This window comes from Rhizobium sp. RHZ02, assembly GCF_014851575.1.
GTDB lineage: Bacteria > Pseudomonadota > Alphaproteobacteria > Rhizobiales > Rhizobiaceae > Rhizobium > Rhizobium altiplani.
In genome coordinates, this window is record NZ_JACUZX010000109.1 from 1 (window position 1) to 326 (window position 326).

The window sequence follows — 326 nt, forward strand, 5'->3', positions numbered from 1 at the left end:
GGCCGGCGACGTGCGCATCCCGGCGAGAAGCACGGTGCATGCGGTGCTCGACCGGTACGGCCTTGTGAGCCAGGCCCGTAAGAGGAACCGGGCGAACAAGGCCATGGGCACGGCGCTGTCGGCGGCCATCGGCCCCAACGATCTGTGGTGCGCCGACTTCAAGGGCGAGTTCTGTCCTTCCCGAGAGAGGGGTGACAGGTCATACCGGAGACATGGGTTACACTTTTGGCCTTTGCGAGGAGAGCGAAGGTGCCTTTGCAGGAGTGCAACCGCATGGACGAGCGTCTCAAATTCGTTGCGCGGGTTCTGGATGGCGAGAAGATAGC

The 326-nt window shown here is 63.2% G+C and carries 1 pseudogene; it reads left to right on the top strand.

Features of this window, described 5'->3' with window-relative positions:
- Window positions 1–172, top strand: a pseudogene (locus IB244_RS32690) (IS481 family transposase); the annotation flags it as partial.
- Window positions 173–326 lie beyond the last annotated feature (154 nt).